Raw genomic sequence first — 14537 nt, forward strand, 5'->3', positions numbered from 1 at the left:
TACTCGCTTAACTATCTTGCAATCCAATCAGGCCCAATCCCTCCTCATATTTTTTAGCTTATTTTCATTTGCTAGTGCTGCTTTATTGGGTATGTATCACCAAAAAGAGCAGCGAAGCTATGTAATGTATTGGGTTATAGCCAGTGTGTTAATTGGTATAGGCGCCATATTTGGCGCCTATACCCCCAAGATGCCCGATATTCCCAGTTACGAGATCAGCGTTACCTGTGCGGTGTTGGGATCCCTCTTTTTCAATCACTCTATTTCTACACTTTTAGGTAAAAAAATAAGCTTAGGGCATTTTGGTGTTTATATCATTGGGCTGGCGCTTGTATTTCTGCTCTGTTTATACGAAATCGGCGATTATGCAGGAACTCAATATAAACCTGCTGTGGTTGCTGCTTTTATGGCCACAATCAGTTTTATAGGCTTTAGACTATCTTTAAAATACTTTCGCGAGAGTAAATTCACTCTAGCTAGCGCTCTCAGTATCACTTTTCTGATCACCGCCTTGGTCTGGGCAGTTCGAATGATTGCCGTTACCAATTATCAGGTTGGCTTTGCCTATGAGGGCGGCACTATTAATGGTGTCATTTTTATCGCCTTGTTAATTTTATCAATCCTACGATTTTTAATTTTCGGCGGATTAATAATGGAAATTTTAGAGCGTAAAAGAGGTCTGATTACTCAAGAATTTAACCAACTAAAACTGGATGTGGCAAATCAAAAAATCGCTAAATCAGAACAACAGCTTCGCCACGTATTAAATATCACGGGCGATGGAATTTGGGACTGGAATGTAAGTACAGGAGAAGTTAAGCACAATGATCGCTGGATGAGTATCTTAGGTGAAAAACCGAACGATATGATTTTTACGAACAAAGACTTTAAGATACACATTCATCCAGATGATCTTGCAATGGTGCTCAACCATCTTGAATCTGCGCTAATAAACGATGTGCCATATCACCTTCAATATAGGATGATTAGAGCTGATAATGAAGTGATATGGGTTCAGGATCGCGGCCAAGTAGTAGAAAGATCTAGTGGCGGGGATCCTCTCAGAATGATTGGCGCTATTAGTGACATTAGCAGCAGAAAAAGAGATCAGGATCAGATTAAAGATCTGGCATTCTTTGACCAGTTAACTAATTTACCCAATCGTAACTATATTAAGGACCGAATCTTCCGAGCAATACAGGAGTCAATTCGAAATAAAACATATTCAGGTTTAATTTATTTAGATTTAGATAACTTTAAAAATATTAATGATCGTTATGGGCATTACGTCGGGGATGTATTGCTCATGGAATTTGGTAAGCGCATACAGCATGCTGTACGTCCAAAAGACATTGTTGCCAGAATTGGCGGTGATGAGTTCTTAGTTCTCCTAGAGCAGGTTGGCTCATCAAAAAGTAACGCCACCCAAATGTTGGAACAAATCATTGCTCGTATTGAGGCTAATTTAATAGAGCCACTGCAATTGAATGATGGAATACAGGCAGCTATTAAAGTTAGCAGCGGCCTGGTAATTTTTGGGGAGGAGGTTGCAAAGTTTGATGACATTCTTAAATTTGCAGATTTAGCAATGTATTCCGCTAAGAAGGATAGTGGTGTGAGCCATCGTTTCTTTGATGAAAATATGCAAGCGGAATTTAATCAGTCAATCAATTTAGTTGATGAGTTGAATGAGGCATCTGAGTTAGATCAGTTTTATATGGAATATCAACCAATAGTTGATCGCAATCAAGAATGTATTGCATTTGAGGCCTTAGCGAGGTGGAATCATCCCACTCGCGGTGTGGTTATGCCGGATGATTTCATTCCCTTCGCAAAAGATAATGGATTAATTGTTAAGGTTGGCCAATCTATTTTTAGACAAGTAGTAAATAATCATGAGCTATGGAGCGCTGCAGAAAGTTCACGCAACTTCTCGATTATGATAAATGTCAGTGCATATCAGCTCCTCAGCCCAGGCTTTGCAGACCAGTTGATTAACCTGTGTGAAATTCATCATATTCCAATAGCCCGTCTAAGCCTGGAATTGACTGAGAATGTTTTCGTTTCGGATGTACGTTTAGCTGGTGAAGTGATGGCTCAACTACAAAATCACGGTGTCCAATTTGCGCTAGATGATTTTGGAACTGGCTATGCTTCTCTTAAATATCTGGCCGACCTACCATTTCAATATCTCAAGATTGATAAGCAATTTGTTTCTGGTCTAGGTGATCTTAAGGCGAATGAAGTGATCGTTGATGCTATTTTAGATCTTGCAAAAGGCCTTAATATGAAAGTAATTGCCGAAGGAGTGGAAACCCAGGAGCAATTTGAAATTCTGCACGCCAAAGGGTGCGGATACTTCCAGGGCTGGTATTTTGGTAGGCCAAGCCAAACCCTACAATTACTTTAGTTGCATTAAAGATTTTTTATATGATGTATAGCGCAAAGTATTTTTTAGGTCTCAAAGTGATTGCTTGTTTTAAATTGATTAGAGGTATTGGGGCATTATTGCTGGCTTTTTCCTTATATTGCTCTACCGCAAGTCAATGGCCTGCATGTCAAGCTGGAGCTCATTTCTTAAGTAATAGCAATGTCATAGCGCCGCTTTTATTATCAGCGTCAGAATGGCTCAATAGCTTTAGTCAATCGACTGTCTTTGGGCTTATTACAGCCGCTTTGGCATACTCAGCAATTCGTTTTATAGAGGCTGTAGGAATATTTCTGGATAAAACGTGGGCGGAGTATCTAGCGGTCCTTACCGGCCTCATAAGCCTCGCCGCTATAGGCCGCCAATTCCTTTCACAATATTCTGGAGCGCTGATGATTATTGCCCTAGTCAATATTGCAGTATTGATCTATTTAGTAGCGGTACTCATCATTAAACGAAGGCGAAATTAGTGTTTCTGCCAATTTATTTTGCTAATAGTCTACGTAAGCAGTCTTTAGCAAACTGTCTGTGGGCTTCGGTACCAGCAATTGCCTGTCTTTCAATAAAAGGACTTGATACTGCAGTTTGAGTAGTTCTTAAAATCAGAGGCCACTCTTCCTTGGCAATATTTCTAATGGTGTTGGTAGTGTTACGGGCTACAAAAGCTTGAAAGTGTGGCACTAGGACATCTATAAAAGAATACAAAAGCTCGGGCTCCTTTGCATTCCGATAGAAATATTCAATTACGATTTTCTTAATTTGCAGACTTCCCTTACTCCACACCATAAATGTATGGTCAACTAGGAGATCCGAAACTTCGTCTAGAGTTACTTTCGGTCCCAGTGAATTAATAAGGTCAATTGTGATTAACTGCGTCTTTTTAACTTTACGGATAAAGAGGCTAGCAAAAAGACTTCCTACTGAAGGAAAGTGATGATAAATCGCCCCTGAAGAGATCTTAGCCCTTTGGGCGATGTTTCGAGTATTGAATTCCCAGTCGGGATTTTCTTCTAATGCATTTTCAATAGAGTCCAAAATTTTTTCAACGCGCTCCTCACCCCTCTTTTGTTTGGATGGATAGTTAAAGTAGGCGTCAAAATTACTTGGCATTCAATACACTCTATTTAGTCAATTAAATAATTTTAAGCGAATAGTTAAATTATTGTTCTCCAAAACCGAGCAGAGCCTGAAACCTTCCTTGGGAGTCAATAAATAAGGGGGGTTAGGTAGAATAAAAAAAGAGCAAGAAGAATTTATGGTTCATGTTATTTTAGATTTCCTATGAATTTTATGCGGAATCTAATGCACCAAATATTGGCATTTATAGTAATTTAGAGCTCGCCATAGGAGATATTCTTGAAGTGTTACCGTAGCCCTTAGATATTTGCTTTACAACTTCTTTGGGCGCTGATTTTCAACTCTAAAGTTAATGAAAGAAAGCCTCACAATGAAACTATTAACAATTCTTCTTGCTACCCTTGGTTTTTCAATGAATGCATTTGCACAACAGGCGCCAAATTTAATTGGTACGTGGAACGGCGAAACAAATGATGCTGTTATTGGTGAGGGACGAATTTATCCTGGAGGCACTTCAGGACAGGTTCGCTTTTTGAAAGAAAAAATAAGTTATAAGATTGACAAGCAAGAGGGTCGAGCTTTCTCAGGCGCCGCTACAATTAAAAGCAGCACCATTCCATTTGTTGGCTCTTTGTCTGGAGATCTCGCTAGTGGCGCTCTTGCTACAACACAGGGAACCACATCATTTAAGATTGTTGACCCCAACAAAATTGCTCTCTGCTTTGTAACTACCACCATTAATCCTGCAAATAAGAACGCTGGACCTGTTGCAGATTGTCATGAGATCACTAGAAAATAGTATCCATTGAAGCCGGCAAGCTTTTATTACATGTTTGCAGTAAAAGCTTGCTAGTATGGCTGCAAAAGTTCACTTCCAATATTGAAAGCATCTCGTAATGAATGATATAAAACAAGTCACGGTCGGCTCCTATCTTGGGCAGCGATTGGTTGAAGCTGGTCTACGAGATTTCTTCACCGTGCCAGGTGACTTTACTTTGGTTTTATTAGATCAATTATTGGCCACACCCGGTCTACGTATGATAAGTTGTTGCAATGAGCTCAATGCTGGATATGCTGCAGATGGCTATGCTCGCACCTCGGGCTTTTCAGCGGCGGTTGTTACCTACACTGTTGGTGGCCTCAGTTTAATTAATGCTGTTGCAGGGGCTTATGGCGACGATTTATCTTTATTAGCGGTATCAGGCGGCCCTAATTCAAATGATGCCCACGATCACCACAGAATTCATCATACGATCGGTGAATTAGATCTCTATCAAGCTGAGCGATGCTATGCCCCTGTAGTAGCAGCAGTTTTTAATATTCGCCATTTAGAAGATGCAGCAAGAATGATTGATGAAGCAATTGTTACTTGCTTGACTAAGAAAAAACCTGTTTATCTGGAGATTGCTTGCAATCTTACGGGCTTAAATATTCCAGCGCCTACTTCAATGCTATTTCCGATTCCGGCTTCCAAAAGTAATCCGGCCGCATTAGCAGCTGCAGTAGAAGCAGCTGCAAAGTGCATCAATAATGCTGTTAAGCCAGCATTGGTAGTTGGCGTGAAGGTTCGCCCAGCTCAAGCAGGTGATGCGGTTCTAGCCTTGGTGAATGCGGTAGGTGCTGCTGTAGCCACAACCCCTGATGCTAAAGGTATCTTTTCAGAGGATCATCCCAACTTTATTGGGACATACTGGTCTGAGGTAAGCAGCCCTGACTGCTCAGAAATCATTGAGTCAAGTGACTGCCAAGTATTGCTTGGAGTACAGCAAACTGATTACACAACGACTGGATGGACTGCGCTCTATAAGATGGATAGCGCAATCAATATAGGCATTGATCAAGTGAGCATGCCTGAGGGTGTATTTTCTCAGGTGTATATGGCAGATTTTTTAAATGCCTTGGCAACTAAGGTGTCTAAAAAAGATGCCTCAATGATTGAGTGGCAACGTTATAAAGAACCTATTGCCCCAGAGATGATTGCCGCACCCACTGACGTATTAAACCTACGAGAGTTGAGAAGGCAAATACAAGGAATAATTAATCCAGAGACGAGTTTAATTCTAGAGACGGGTGATTCTTGGTTTAATGGACAAGCAATGCATTTACCAAAAGGGGCAAGCTACCATGTGCAAATGCAGTATGGCTCCATTGGTTGGTCTACTGGGGCAACTCTAGGAGTTGCCTTAGCTAGCAAACTAGATACAAGAGTGATTAGTTTGATAGGGGATGGTTCCTTTCAAATGACGGCACAAGAGCTATCAACCATGATTCGCTATCAAGTCAATCCTATTATTTTTCTGATGAATAACGGTGGATATACCATCGAGGTGGAATTGCACGATGGACCTTATAACAAGATTAAAAATTGGGACTATGCGGGCCTAATGAATATGTTTAATGCTGGTGAGGGTAAAGGTCTGGGGATTAAGGTAAAAACAGCAGGCGATCTATCTGCTGCTATTAGTCAAGCAATTACACACAAAGCAGGGCCTGTTTTAATTGAGTGCCCACTTTCTCGTGATGATTGCTCTAAAGAATTGGCAGAGTGGGGTAGTCATGTCGCAAAAGCAAACGCAAGAGTTTAATTTTTCTCATTGAAAGGGTAAGTATGTCTGAAACAACAAAACAAGCACCTAATGTAATCGGCACATGGGTAGGCCAGACAAATGATGCCGTTATTGGAGGTGGCAGTCACTATCCAAACGGCGAGCCAGGTGAAGTTCGTTTCCTTGGCATAACAGTCACCTATAAATTTGACAAACAGTCTAATCGTGCATTTGCTGGTGTATTCACTATTGCTGGGCATACAGTTCAGATCGTTGGATCTTTTAGTAGTGATTTAGTCAGCGGCACGATGGCCGATAAAGATGGTACTTATACCTTTAAGATGGCTGGTCCAAATGAAATGTCAGTCTGTTTTGCATCCACAACTACCGATCGTTACGATAAATCAGCAGGGCCAGTAGCAGATTGTCACGGAATTACTAGGCAATAAGAAAACAACCTTAACTTTTATACAATAGTTTTTGGCACAAGCTATTGATAAGGATATAAAAATGAATAAACAACTAGTAGCAATGATTGCTACAAGCTTTATCACTTCATCAGTAATGGCTCAATCAGCGTTTGAGGGTGCTTATGGTCAAGTGGGGACTGGCTATGAGAGTAATTCTTACTCTAACTTAAATAGTTCAGGATCAAATACAACTCAAAAAACTCCAGATGCATGGTCGACGGGTAATCAGAGCTCAAGTGGTACGCCACTCATCATTGGGTTGGGCTACTACTTGTCTGCATCACCAAATTGGCTATTAGGCCTAGGTGCTGATTATTCTGCACTTAGTCAACAAACATCTACCTTTAGTTCATACAGTCCTACCGGTGGTGTTAACAACGTTCCTGCCACAATTAATGGATATCAATTACAGACTTCTAACCGATTTAATATTTTTGTTACACCAGGATATGTCATTGATAAAGATAAGCTGGTTTATTTAAAGGCAGGATATAGCTCAGTTTCCATGAAAGAAACCTATCCAAATACCATCACTAAATCTACTGGCACAGATCCGCTTACTGCATGGAGTAAAAATCCTAGTGCAACTGTTAGTGGTTATGTTCTTGGTCTCGGTTATAAGCAAATGATTGCCAATGGTTTTTATGGTTTTGCTGAGGCAAACTACATGAGTTATGGTAAGCCTAGTTTTTCAGCTACTAACGGACTTAGTTACACCGTGAGCAATAGCCCTAGTCTAAACACCTATCAAGCGCTCCTTGGTATAGGATACAAGTTCTAATATGTTTTACGATTAATTGCCTAAGGGCATTATTCAGAGAAAAATTCTATTTAGTATTAGGACTAAATTGATATCAGGTCGCTATACTGATAGCAATCATTTCAATTAAAAAGCTTCAATTCAAAGTCATGCCTACAATTCTAAGTACCCTCCTATTAGTATTAGTAATCTTTCTGGTGAGTACTTTAGTTCTATTTTTTATAGTTCAAAAATATTTATCCTTTTTTAAATTTGAAAATAATGGTTACCCAGCAATTTTTTCATTCGCAATTGGCACGACTTTTGGATTGACCTTAGCTTTTATTTGCGTCTCTACATGGCAAAATTACAATCACATCGATTCTGTAGTTTCAAAAGAGGCTACAACGCTTACTACTATTTACAGAACATTGGATGCTTTCAAGCCAGAATTTAGAGATCCCAGTGCTAAGCTTCTGACTGGATATGCAAAAAAAGTCATTACGCAAGAGTGGCCGTTGATGTCAAAAAGCCAATTTGATCACGATGCTTACAATGATTTCCATCAGTTTCAGATTCGCTTACTTCACCATATCCCACTGAATAATGCCGAGATGGCTGCGCAGCAGGAGGAGCTCAGATTAATATCGGAATATTACGCACTGCGCTTAGAGCGTATTACCAGCGCAAAGTCAGCCTTAGATCACTCCATGATGTTGACTTTAGGGCTCGGCGCCCTCATCTTTATTTTTTATCAATGTCTTCATGCCATGCCAGGAAAGCGTCAGCATCTAGTAATGATTTCTTTACTCTCCATATCTATTGGATTAATTTTCTTTTTAATTCTTAGTTACAACACTCCATTTTCGGGTCCCAATGCCATTTCTCCAGAGGCATTAAGTAAGGCACTTGAGTTATGGCAGATTGATTCAGCTGTGCCGCTGCGCTAAGCTTTACTAAAACTTTAGTAAGGGACTTTAATTGAGTAATCAGCAAGACATCACTGAAGTGGATTGCGCATTGGTTGGCGCAGGAATTATGAGCACTACTTTAGGCGTCTTCTTGAAGGAGCTTGCTCCAGATCTCACAATTGAGTTAATAGAAACACTAGAGCATGAAGCACTAGAAAGTTCAAACAGCTGGAATAATGCTGGTACTGGTCACGCAGCAAACTGTGAACTGAATTACACCCCCTTGCAGCCGGATGGGAGTGTCGATATCTCTAAGGCTCTAGAGGTAAATACCGAGTTTGATCTTTCAAGACAATTTTGGTCCTATCTTATCCAAAAAGGTGCAATTAAAGATCCCAGTACTTTTATTCATCCAGTGCCCCATATGAGCTTTGTGCAGGGTGATGAACATGTCAGTTTTCTAAAAAAACGCCATGCTGCAATGAGTGCACACCATTGTTTTCGAGGGATGGAGTATTCGGAGGATCCTGCTCAAATTGCACAGTGGACACCGCTGGTAATGCGGGGCAGAAATCCTAAGGAAAAGATCGCAGCTACTCGAATTATTAGTGGCGCTGATATGAGCTATAGCTCATTAACATCGAAATTATTGATGTACTTAAAAACGCTTAGTGGGTTTAAAGTTTCTTTTTTGGAGAAGGTGACTCATTTAAATCGCAACCCCGATGGTCGATGGTATCTCACTATTAGAAACCAAGGTACCGGAAATACGCGGCTTATTAAAGCGAAATTTGTATTCTTAGGTGCCGGTGGGGCAGCATTAACCTTGTTGCAGAAGTCAGAAATTCCGGAGGCAGTTGGTTATGCTGGTTTTCCAGTGGGGGGAATCTGGTTACGATGTGATGATCAGGCGATTGTCAGCCAGCACGAAGCTAAAGTCTATGGCATGGCATCCGTAGGATCTCCCCCAATGTCTGTTCCCCATCTGGATACACGAATTATTGATGGAAAGCGATCCCTTCTTTTTGGGCCCTATGCTGGTTTTTCTACCAAGTTTCTTAAGCAAGGTTCCTATCTCGATTTATTCAAATCGATTCGCTTGGGAAATATCATTCCACTTGTGGCTGTTGGACTCAGCAATTTTTCTCTAGTGACGTATTTAGTAAAACAAGTACTCCAAAGCAAAAATGCACGCTTTGATAGCCTAAGAGATTTTTATCCTCATGTTGATTCAAAGAATTGGTATGAAGAAACCGCAGGTCAACGGGTGCAAATTATCAAAAAAGACCCGAAGAAGATAGGAATACTGGAGTTTGGTACAGAAATTGTAGAGTCTGCAGATTCTTCTATGGTTGCCTTACTTGGCGCATCGCCTGGAGCTTCTACTGCGGTTTACATCATGATCAATGTGATTGAGAAGATGGGGCCAACAGGCTTGCTCCCAGATAATTGGAAGCAAAAAATGCAGACTATCATTCAGTCGTATGGAGATTCCTTGACTACTAATGAAGCTCTGTGCAATAAAGTGAGGGCTGAAACAGCAGCAGTTTTGGGTCTGCATAATATTGAATAGTGCACATTGCAAGTGATTGAGGGTGAGTCTCATATTCTTGCCAGTGAAATAAGATACGCTTAGGTTAGGTTTTTAAATTGAAGAAGGTAGTTAATGAACTTATTTCGTATTCTGGTATTGCTATCGGTAATTCTTAGTGGTGTAGTTAATTCAAAAACAAGCGAAGAACTAAGTTCAAGCGAGTATTCTCGGGTTGAGCTTGAGGCCTATGCAATTCTACAAACGTTAAATGCAAATCTTCTTGGAAGTAAAAGCGCTACACGGACACTTCAAGCTTGGTGTGAAGATCACCAAATGGCAGATAACCCAAAAATTATTGCAATACGGGATACAGGTCTCAGTAAAGAAGTTAGCCCAGAAATACGTAAGATGTTACAAGCAACGGCTAGCGATTCCATCGCATACCGCCGGGTTAAGCTCTATTGTGGAAAGCATGTTTTATCCGAAGCAGATAACTGGTATTTACCTGCACGTTTAACACCTGAAATGAACGCTTTATTGACTGATACTGATACTCCTTTTGGGGTAGCTGTTCGTGATTTAAATTTTCACCGCCAGACTGAAAAAGTGGACTTACTCTGGCAGCCATTACCAAAAAATTGGGAGCAACAGGGACGCATGTTGACCTATCAACAGAGCAATATAACCATTCCAGATTCGGTTTTACAGCATCAAGCAATTTTATTTACCGATCAAAATGTGCCATTTAGTTATGTCATAGAAACTTACACAAAAGAGATATTCGCATTTCCAGTGACTGACTTTAGAAAATAGTGCTGCTTGATATATCAACCTTCCTCCCATGCCATAATTCCTAATGATTAAATATTCCACCTTAAACAAACTCTTTTTGATGATTGCAATCTTTTTTGGATTGCAATGTAACGTATATGCATCGCAGGATGCCGTGGCCAATGGGGAATACATTGTTAGGATTACAGGCTGCAATGATTGTCATACGCCTGGATATGCAGAGAAGGGTGGAAATGTTCCAACTAGTCAATGGCTCACTGGTAATGCAATTGGCTTTAAGGGTCCCTGGGGAGTTTCTTATCCTGCGAACTTACGCTTATTAATGCAGAATTTAACTGAGGATCAATGGGTTAATTTTGCTAAAAATTTAAAGGCTAGGCCTCCTATGCCTTGGTTTACGCTACACATGATGTCTGAGCCCCATTTACGTGATATCCATCAATTTGTAAGGTCCCTTGGACCTGCAGGCGTGCTGCCACCCAATTTTGTTCCGCCTGGAGCTGTAATCAAAACGAAATATATTGATTTTGTACCTACCTCAGCTAATCACTGGAGCGGTTTTTCTCATATAACGCCTAAGTAGATAGCTGATAGGTCGTAGGTAATGGGGCGACTCCTATACAGCCCTATGGTTGATGGGTCAGTGGGATTGATTTTTACGAAAGTCCCAAGCTATACTTTAATTTCATCAATATTTACCATATTTAATACACTGGAGAAAAAATGTATTTATCAAAGCGCATCACACTAGCAGCTTCACTTTGCTTAATGGGATTGTTAACTGCTTGTGTTACACAGCAAAGCTATAACTCACTTGATCAAGCCTATTCTCAATTGCAGCAAGCCTACCAAGGTGATGAAGTTGAGATTCGCCAACTTCAAGGTGAACTCAAAATCACTATTAAAGACAAAATTCTATTTCCTGAAGGTGGCTTCAAATTAGATTCCAAAGCAGATCAAGTGTTGAAAAAAATGGCCCCAACACTTTCTGGCTTCAAAAATACTAAAGTGGTTGTGCGCGGCTATACCGATGATGTTGGTATTGGTCCTCAATTACGCAATCAAGGAATTACTACTAACCTCGATTTGTCATCCAAAAGAGCTGACAACGTAGTAGATTATTTAATTCGCCAAGGTGTTGATAAGAATTTGATTTCTGCTCAAGGCATGGGGGATACCAATCCAGTAGCCTCTAATGCAACGCCTGATGGCAGAGCGCAAAATCGTCGTATTGAGGTAGCTCTTATTGGCCCTGGTAATTAATCTGTAATTCTTTGATTGGATAAAAAATGACTCATTTTTTCAAATTAACTGTCGTAGCAATTTTTGCATTCATCTTGGCTGCTTGTGCTGGGACTCCTGATGTAAAGACTTCATCAGCTGACTTCATTAAGGTAAACAATGGAATTTTGACCAGCAGCTATGGCAAGACTGTTTATACCTTTGATAAGGATCAGGCTGGTTCAGGCAAATCGGAATGTGTAATGACCTGTGCTGATAACTGGCCACCGGTATATGTAGAGCCAGCAATTAAGCTATCCGGTGATTTTTCTATCGTTAATCGCAATGATGGTCAAAAGCAGCTTGCCTATAAAGGAAAGCCACTTTACTTTTTTGCTAAAGATATGAACCCAGGGGATAAGACTGGTGATAACGTGAATAACGTTTGGCACGTAGTAGCGCCATAAATGTATTAAGGGATTAGTGTCCTTACGGGCATACCTACAAAAGCCGCTCACGTGAATAACGTCAGCGGCTTTTCTTTTGTCAAAAGGTTGCTGGTGTCTTACAAGTAAGCGTATACCCTAGGATCTGATGTCAATAGATTATTATTGACTATGAAATATTGAAGTAATTCATGTAAATTAAAAATTTGCCATCATCCCATCCAAGCATTTGTAATATCTAACCTATAGAAATATTTATGAAAAAAATTGCTAGTCTCGTGCTTTCAGCTTCTCTTGTTCTTTCTTCTATGGGCAATGCTATCGCTTGTACTGCCCTTATGGTGACAGATGTCAGTGGAAAAGCCTATTACGGACGCACCATGGAGCTGCCTTATACGCTTCCTATGCCATCTTCTTTAACCTATCTACCAGCGGCGACTAAAGTAGAGTCAGTTACATCCACTGGTACTAAAGGTATGACTTTTAGTACTAAATATGCAATTTTAGCTATGACTGCCGCTATGGTTAACGGGGCAAAACTCCCGATAGTATTAGATGGGATGAACGATCAAGGCTTGAGTTTTTCAGCTAACGCAATGCTCCCATCATCTGCGCCACCTGTAGGAAATGATCCAGCAAAAATATTGTCTGCAAATGATTTCGGAACTTGGATTTTGGGAAATCATAAAACAGTAGCTGAATTGAAGGCTTCAATGCTAAGTGATAACACTGAATTTTGGCTACCACCAACTGCATTTTTAGGTAATTTAGCAATGCCACTGCATTACGCCATTTTTGATAAAGCGGGTAATGGTCTTGTCATTGAATTTGTGAACAATAAAAAGAATGTCTATGACAACCCTGTTAATGTGATGACCAATCTTCCTGAATTTCCTTGGCATCTCACGAATCTAAATAACTATACGCAAACTAATGTGAATAAGAACTCTGGGCAACTGGGCAAGCTCAAACTGCAAACTGCAGATGCTGGTATTGCATTGACAGCATTACCTTCTTCACAAACTGCTACAGGTCGTTTTGTAAAGGCAGCGTTTTACACAAACTATGTTCAAAAGGGTAAAACACCTGATGAAGCTATCAATTTATTGGCGCATATTATGAATAATTTTGATAGGCCTAATGATCTCACTGTAGACCCTGCTGGTTCTGTTGGTGACGGGGGAAAAGCTACCGCTACTTCCAGTGAAGTAACCCAATGGACAACGATGGGAGATCTTGCGGGTGGTAAGTTGTATGTTAGATCCATTAATGCGCTAAATTGGGCGGTGATTGATATGGCAAAACTCAAAAACATAACTCAAGTCAAATCTATTTCGACCTATCAAGTTGATAAGGTTGGTGCAGATGCTTTCCTTAATTAAATTTACCCAATCTAATCAATGGCCTTGAGTCGTCTAAACCACCTTCGGGTGGTTTTTACCATTATTAGGCCTGTAATATTTGGAAATATGACTGATGCCTATCTGTAGATATTGCCTCTTCCTTGCTCTCATTGGTTTGCATTCAGCTGCAATGGCTCAAACAGTTGATAGCACTATGAGTGAGGCTGCTAAGGCCGGTCAAAGTATGCAAAATACTTTGTATCCACAGGTTGTTTTGCCACTCTCCTATAACTACAACCAAAAATTAGGTGCGAATAGCTTGTCTCAACAGGCTGAGTTTTCATTTACCCCCATCATTCCAGTTTCTCTTGGTGGGGATTTGCAGTTGATTGTTAATCCGATGTTCACCTTTAATCGAAATGGCAATGATCAGCAGGTGACCAACCAAGCTCAGCCCATGCAATTAGCTACTTTTTTTGCGCCAGTATTTGAAAAGTATTTTTATGCCGGTATTGGCCCATATATCCAACTTCCTGCAACCAATGCCAATAATGGCTCTAAGCAAACTGGGCTTGGGGTCTCAGCTGGAGCATTCTTTACACCAGAACATTGGGTGATAGGTGCGGCAATGTTTAACTCATGGGGTGTAGGTGGCGATATGTCTGGCGGCTCAGGGAATATGCTCAATGCCCAGCCAAAAATTTCATATACCACCGATACAGCTTGGACTTATAGTTTTTCGAGTCAAATTACTTATAACAATATGGCCAAAGCCGTCACAAACCAGCTGACACTCAGTGGTGGCAAAACAATCAATTTTTTTGGATATCACGCAAACATTCAGGCTGGTCCAACCTATATGGTTACTACAACACCAACAAGCGCAAAAGGCTTTGGTGGGCTCCTGGCTTTAACGGTACTTCTCCCTAAGTAATGGGGGTGATCCTCTTAATGGCAATGTAATCCAAATGATATATAGTGAACTCTAGTAATAACTGCTTGCGGAATGTTGTCGTATTTCACATGCTGT

At 40.5% G+C, this 14537-nt stretch carries 15 protein-coding genes; 14 read left to right on the forward strand and 1 reads right to left on the reverse strand.

The features are described from left to right. Positions 1 to 16: 16 nt before the first annotated feature. Together ICN38_RS10380 and ICN38_RS10385 are read left to right on the forward strand one after the other, a co-directional pair. Entirely contained in the window at positions 17 to 2410 is a 2394-nt protein-coding gene (locus ICN38_RS10380; protein ID WP_216257021.1) for a bifunctional diguanylate cyclase/phosphodiesterase, read from the forward strand. Between the two features lie 20 nt (positions 2411 to 2430). Continuing rightward, positions 2431 to 2898: a DUF2127 domain-containing protein gene (locus ICN38_RS10385; RefSeq protein ID WP_216257022.1), complete on the forward strand. Its 468-nt coding sequence runs from the start codon at positions 2431 to 2433 to the stop codon at positions 2896 to 2898. 13 nt (positions 2899 to 2911) lie between these two features. Here ICN38_RS10385 and ICN38_RS10390 read toward each other — a convergent pair whose 3' ends face one another. Then, positions 2912 to 3538: a TetR/AcrR family transcriptional regulator gene (locus ICN38_RS10390; RefSeq protein WP_216257023.1), complete on the reverse strand. Its 627-nt coding sequence runs from the start codon at positions 3536 to 3538 to the stop codon at positions 2912 to 2914. A gap of 337 nt (positions 3539 to 3875) precedes the next feature. Here ICN38_RS10390 and ICN38_RS10395 point away from each other — a divergent pair, with 337 nt between their 5' ends. From ICN38_RS10395 to ICN38_RS10450, 12 genes are all read left to right on the forward strand, one after another. Continuing rightward, positions 3876 to 4304 carry a hypothetical protein gene (locus tag ICN38_RS10395; RefSeq protein ID WP_216257024.1) on the forward strand — a complete coding sequence of 143 codons (429 nt, stop codon included), beginning with the start codon at positions 3876 to 3878 and terminating at the stop codon, positions 4302 to 4304. Between the two features lie 97 nt (positions 4305 to 4401). After that, positions 4402 to 6090: a thiamine pyrophosphate-binding protein gene (locus ICN38_RS10400; protein ID WP_216257025.1), complete on the forward strand. Its 1689-nt coding sequence runs from the start codon at positions 4402 to 4404 to the stop codon at positions 6088 to 6090. A gap of 23 nt (positions 6091 to 6113) precedes the next feature. After that, positions 6114 to 6500, forward strand: a complete 387-nt coding sequence (locus tag ICN38_RS10405; protein ID WP_216257026.1) for a hypothetical protein — start codon at positions 6114 to 6116, stop codon at positions 6498 to 6500. A gap of 61 nt (positions 6501 to 6561) precedes the next feature. After that, positions 6562 to 7302, forward strand: a complete 741-nt coding sequence (locus ICN38_RS10410; RefSeq protein WP_216257027.1) for an outer membrane protein — start codon at positions 6562 to 6564, stop codon at positions 7300 to 7302. A gap of 479 nt (positions 7303 to 7781) precedes the next feature. Then, on the forward strand, positions 7782 to 8210 hold the full coding sequence (locus ICN38_RS11620) for a hypothetical protein (RefSeq protein WP_370624396.1): 429 nt from the start codon (positions 7782 to 7784) through the stop codon (positions 8208 to 8210). A 31-nt stretch (positions 8211 to 8241) separates the two neighbouring features. Beyond that, a complete protein-coding gene (gene mqo, locus ICN38_RS10420) occupies positions 8242 to 9744 on the forward strand; it encodes a malate dehydrogenase (quinone) (RefSeq protein ID WP_216862749.1) in 1503 nt (500 codons plus the stop codon). Positions 9745 to 9837: 93 nt separating this feature from the next. Continuing rightward, a complete protein-coding gene (locus ICN38_RS10425) occupies positions 9838 to 10518 on the forward strand; it encodes a hypothetical protein (protein ID WP_216257029.1) in 681 nt (226 codons plus the stop codon). A 43-nt stretch (positions 10519 to 10561) separates the two neighbouring features. Next, positions 10562 to 11080, forward strand: a complete 519-nt coding sequence (locus ICN38_RS10430) for a cytochrome c precursor (RefSeq protein ID WP_216257030.1) — start codon at positions 10562 to 10564, stop codon at positions 11078 to 11080. A gap of 140 nt (positions 11081 to 11220) precedes the next feature. Next, positions 11221 to 11760 carry an OmpA family protein gene (locus ICN38_RS10435; protein ID WP_216257031.1) on the forward strand — a complete coding sequence of 180 codons (540 nt, stop codon included), beginning with the start codon at positions 11221 to 11223 and terminating at the stop codon, positions 11758 to 11760. A gap of 26 nt (positions 11761 to 11786) precedes the next feature. Further along, complete coding sequence (locus tag ICN38_RS10440) at positions 11787 to 12185, forward strand: hypothetical protein (RefSeq protein ID WP_216257032.1); 399 nt, start codon at positions 11787 to 11789, stop codon at positions 12183 to 12185. Positions 12186 to 12421: 236 nt separating this feature from the next. Beyond that, positions 12422 to 13546: a linear amide C-N hydrolase gene (locus ICN38_RS10445; protein WP_216257033.1), complete on the forward strand. Its 1125-nt coding sequence runs from the start codon at positions 12422 to 12424 to the stop codon at positions 13544 to 13546. A 94-nt stretch (positions 13547 to 13640) separates the two neighbouring features. Beyond that, entirely contained in the window at positions 13641 to 14441 is an 801-nt protein-coding gene (locus tag ICN38_RS10450) for a hypothetical protein (RefSeq protein WP_216257034.1), read from the forward strand. Positions 14442 to 14537: the final 96 nt, after the last annotated feature.

The organism is Polynucleobacter sp. AP-Melu-500A-A1 (assembly GCF_018882125.1).
Taxonomy (GTDB): Bacteria; Pseudomonadota; Gammaproteobacteria; order Burkholderiales; family Burkholderiaceae; genus Polynucleobacter.

Coding starts and splice junctions, on each gene's coding strand:
- ICN38_RS10385 (WP_216257022.1), top strand. CDS start 2,431: ATGATGTATAGCGCAAAGTATTTTTTAGGTCTCAAAGTGATTGCTTGT.
- ICN38_RS10390 (WP_216257023.1), bottom strand. CDS start 3,538: ATGCCAAGTAATTTTGACGCCTACTTTAACTATCCATCCAAACAAAAG.
- ICN38_RS10395 (WP_216257024.1), top strand. CDS start 3,876: ATGAAACTATTAACAATTCTTCTTGCTACCCTTGGTTTTTCAATGAAT.
- ICN38_RS10400 (WP_216257025.1), top strand. CDS start 4,402: ATGAATGATATAAAACAAGTCACGGTCGGCTCCTATCTTGGGCAGCGA.
- ICN38_RS10405 (WP_216257026.1), top strand. CDS start 6,114: ATGTCTGAAACAACAAAACAAGCACCTAATGTAATCGGCACATGGGTA.
- ICN38_RS10410 (WP_216257027.1), top strand. CDS start 6,562: ATGAATAAACAACTAGTAGCAATGATTGCTACAAGCTTTATCACTTCA.
- ICN38_RS11620 (WP_370624396.1), top strand. CDS start 7,782: ATGTCAAAAAGCCAATTTGATCACGATGCTTACAATGATTTCCATCAG.
- ICN38_RS10425 (WP_216257029.1), top strand. CDS start 9,838: ATGAACTTATTTCGTATTCTGGTATTGCTATCGGTAATTCTTAGTGGT.
- ICN38_RS10430 (WP_216257030.1), top strand. CDS start 10,562: ATGATTAAATATTCCACCTTAAACAAACTCTTTTTGATGATTGCAATC.
- ICN38_RS10435 (WP_216257031.1), top strand. CDS start 11,221: ATGTATTTATCAAAGCGCATCACACTAGCAGCTTCACTTTGCTTAATG.
- ICN38_RS10440 (WP_216257032.1), top strand. CDS start 11,787: ATGACTCATTTTTTCAAATTAACTGTCGTAGCAATTTTTGCATTCATC.
- ICN38_RS10445 (WP_216257033.1), top strand. CDS start 12,422: ATGAAAAAAATTGCTAGTCTCGTGCTTTCAGCTTCTCTTGTTCTTTCT.
- ICN38_RS10450 (WP_216257034.1), top strand. CDS start 13,641: ATGCCTATCTGTAGATATTGCCTCTTCCTTGCTCTCATTGGTTTGCAT.